At 54.4% G+C, this 250-nt stretch carries 1 pseudogene; it reads left to right on the top strand.

Annotated elements, in window-relative coordinates:
* Positions 1–106, top strand: a pseudogene (locus tag FMEAI12_RS37455) (IS5/IS1182 family transposase); the annotation flags it as partial.
* Positions 107–250 lie beyond the last annotated feature (144 nt).

Below are 250 nucleotides of genomic sequence, written 5' to 3'. Positions count from 1 at the left end.
CCGCCTGTCCAAAGACTACGAATACCTGACCGCCACGTCCGAAAACGTTATCTACCTGGCGATGAGCATGATCCTGATACGCCGCCTCACCGGCGCGCCACACTGACTCTTTTCAGACACCCTCTACTGAAGATTAACGTGTGAAGTTATGTTGATCGGAGATCTTTCCAGGTCAGTCCGGTTTCGGTGAGGAACCCGATGAGTAGTCCCGGCCGGTACTGCATACGTTTCAGTCCGTGCTTGACGGCCT

This window comes from Parafrankia sp. Ea1.12 (genome assembly GCF_900465275.1).
In the GTDB taxonomy this organism is placed as follows: Bacteria; Actinomycetota; Actinomycetes; order Frankiales; family Frankiaceae; genus Parafrankia; species Parafrankia soli.
Note: the sequence above shows the minus strand (reverse complement) of the source record. Positions and strands in the feature narration are given on the sequence as shown.